This is a genomic window from Actinacidiphila sp. bgisy160, from assembly GCF_057707815.1.
The window spans coordinates 1-3,092 of sequence record NZ_JBYIQW010000118.1; the positions used below are offsets into that span (position 1 = coordinate 1).

Sequence of the window (3,092 nt, forward strand, 5' to 3'; positions counted from 1 at the left end):
CCCCCCCCCCCCCCCCCCCCCCCCCCCCCCCCCGGGGCCGGCGGCCGGGGAGTCGCTCCCCGGCCCGGCGGACCTGTGGGCCGCGCTCGCGGCCGATCCGGTCGTGGTGCTCATGAGTCCTACTTCAGGAGGTTCTCGACCTGGGACTGCGCGCTGTCCGCGGCAGACTTCGGCGAGGCCTTGCCCTGGTCCACCGAGCCGAGGGCGTCGTCGACCTTGGAGGTGATCTCCGTCAGGTTGGCCAGGGTCGGTGCGGCCTTGGCGGTCTCCATCTGCTTGAGGAAGACCTGCAGGTCGGGGCTCTGGGCAAGGTCACCGGAGTCCCAGGCGGCCTTGTTGGCCGGAAGGTCGGCGGTGAGCTTGTACCACTCGGCCTGCCCCTCGGCGCCGGTCAGGTACCGGATGAACTCCTGCGCAGCGGCCTTGTGCTCGCTGTCCTTGGAGACGACGAGGCTGGAGCCGCCCGCCATCGAGGTGGACGACTGGTCGGCCGGGACGGGGGCCACCGCCCACTTGCCGTTCAGCTGCGGGTACTGCTGCTGCAGGATGCCCATGTGCCAGGGGCCGGAGAAGAACATCGGCACGACGCCGGTGTTGAAGTCCTTGGTGACGTCGTAGCCGGGCGCCACGCTCTTGCGGGACAGGCCCTTGGAGAAGAAGCTGCCGTAGTAGTCGAAGGCCTTGACAGCGGCGGGAGTGTTGACGGCCGCCTTGCCGTCGTCGTCGACGATGGCGCCGCCCGCGGAGTACAGGAACGGGTAGAAGCTCTGGACGGTGTCCAGGCCGCTCGACTGCAGGTAGATGCCCCACTTCGAGCCGGCCTTCTTCTGGAGGGCCGCGGCGTCCTCCTGCAGTTCCTGCCAGGTGGCCGGGGGCTGGGTGATACCGGCCTTCGCGGCGAGGTCCTTGCGGTAGTACAGGACGCGGGTGTCGACGTACCAGGGCACGCCGTAGGCGGTGCCGTCGGCCACGCCCTGGTCCCAGCCGGCCTTGAAGAAGTCGTCCTGCTTGAAGGCCTTGGTGTCGACCGGCTCCAGGACACCGAGGTCGGCGAACTCGCCGAGGTAGGTGCCGCCCATCTGCGCGATGTCCGGCAGCGTCCCGGCGGCCGCTGCGGAGACCAGCTTCTGGTGGGCGACGTCCCAGCCGACCGGGGTCACCTTGACGGTGATGTTCGGGTGCGCCCTCTCGTACTCCTTGGCGACCTCGCCCAACTTCTCGCCCTCGGTGCCCATGCCCCACACGGTCAGCGTCTGCTTCTGGTCAGCCGCGGCCTGCTTGCCGCCACCGGAACTGCCGCAGGCGGTGGCGGCAAGGGCGGTCGTCGCCAGCACGAGGGCGACTGCTGAGTTTCTGACGGCTCGCTGCATGAGCGGGCTCCTCCTTGAGCACTCGGTTCATGTATGCGCTTACAGGAAGCGCATACATGAACCTTTACCCAGCTGCCCGATGTGATGCAAGAGGGGACTTGGTCACACTCCCGTAACGGGGTCGACATGCACAGTCCGGGCCGATATGGCTCGACGCGACGCGGACGGCCACTACGCAGGGGGGCCGCACACCGTCGTCAGCATGTCGTGTCCGGCGGTTCCAGCCGGCGTGCCGCCGCACCCGCAACTCGCCCGGCGCACCACGGTGACCGGCAGCACAACAGACCGGGGGGCCTCGTCCCTCCCGCCGTTGAGGCGCCGTACCAATTGCTCCACGGCCTCCTCCCCGAGCTGTACCATAGGCTGCCGCACCGTGGTGAGTGAGGGCCGCACCATACGGCTCAAGGGAATACCGTCGAAACCGGTCACCGCCATGTCCTCGGGCGCCCGGATGCCGCGGCGCTCCAGGGCGTGCAAGGCCCCGACCGCCATCTGGTCGTTCGCGAAGAGGACCGCCTGCGGCAGTTCACCGCCGCGGTCCAGCAGTGCCTCGACCGCGCGACCACCTTCGGCCTGGGTCATGGGGTCGACCCGCAGATCGGGGTCGGCGCCCACAGGGACACCGGCCGCCCGGCAAGCGTCCCGGAAGCCGTGGAACCGGGCCTCTGCATCAGGCGAGTCCACCCCTCCGACGAAGGCCAGCCGTCGCATGCCGTGATCCTCTATGAGGTGGCGGGTGAGTTCACGCTGCCCGTCGCGGTTGGCGACCTCGATGTGGTCAAGATGGTCCAGTTGCGCGCCCTCGCGAGGGCCGGCAATCATCACCACCGGCTGCCGCCGAAAGATCGTCTCCAGCTCCTCGGTCGGAACGGTTCTCGCCAGCACGGCCAATCCGTCGACCCGACCCGCCACCTTTGCCACCAGACTCTCCGGACCGCCCTGCAGTGAGGCTGCGATCAGCAGCGCGAAGCCGTGCCGCCGGGCGGCACGCTCCATGCCGCGGATGATCTGGTCGGAGTAGAGCATGGCGACGTCCTCCTCGGCGTCGCCCGTCGCGATCGCGGCGTCCGGATCTGAGTAGTCCGGGAAGCACAGCCCGAGCACCCCAGTGGAGCGGCTGGCCAGCCCTCGGGCGTTGCCGCTCGGCACATAGCCGAGTTCCCGGGCGACCACGAGTACTCGCTCACGGGTCTGCGCGCGCACCGAGTCCGGGTTGCGGTAGACCCGCGAAACGGTGGCGATCGAGACGCCCGCCCGGTGGGCGACGTCGTAGACGGTGGGGACTGTGCTCACTGAGGGGACCCCGGATTTCTCGTGTGCGGCTGTCAGAGGTGCCGACACTGACTGAAAGCGCATTCACATTAGGCGCACACCCGCCATGGGAGCAAGCCGCCACATACGGGGACCAACCCCGCGGGTGACGCTCGGAGGGGGGCTTGTTGGTGTACGGGCTGACGGCTGACCTGGTGTGTTGCTGTTTGGCTGAGAGGCCCGGTTGGCTGTTCGCGCGGGGCGTTCGGGGTGTGTGAGCTGGGGTTGTGTCTTCTCCTTGTCGCCACCCAGAAGAGCTGACTACCGGGGATCGCTGTGAACGGCTGTTGCGCACTTTGAGTGGTTGATCGTTTTTCTCTCTGAGGCTGTTTTTCTGCGTACTCGTGGTTGCTGGCCGGTCTTGCGCTGGGCGTCACTGCTGATGAGGTGGGCTGACCTTGGTGTGCCTTC

2 protein-coding genes are annotated in these 3,092 nt (G+C 68.4%); both read right to left on the bottom strand.

The window, feature by feature from the left end; genetic code table 11:
• Positions 1-119: 119 nt before the first annotated feature.
• Positions 120-1,370, bottom strand: a complete 1,251-nt coding sequence (locus AC3EUJ_RS37010) for a sugar ABC transporter substrate-binding protein (protein ID WP_431969368.1) — start codon at positions 1,368-1,370, stop codon at positions 120-122.
• Positions 1,371-1,541: 171 nt separating this feature from the next.
• Positions 1,542-2,663 carry a LacI family DNA-binding transcriptional regulator gene (locus AC3EUJ_RS37015; RefSeq protein ID WP_431969370.1) on the bottom strand — a complete coding sequence of 374 codons (1,122 nt, stop codon included), beginning with the start codon at positions 2,661-2,663 and terminating at the stop codon, positions 1,542-1,544.
• Between the last annotated feature and the right edge of the window lie 429 nt (positions 2,664-3,092).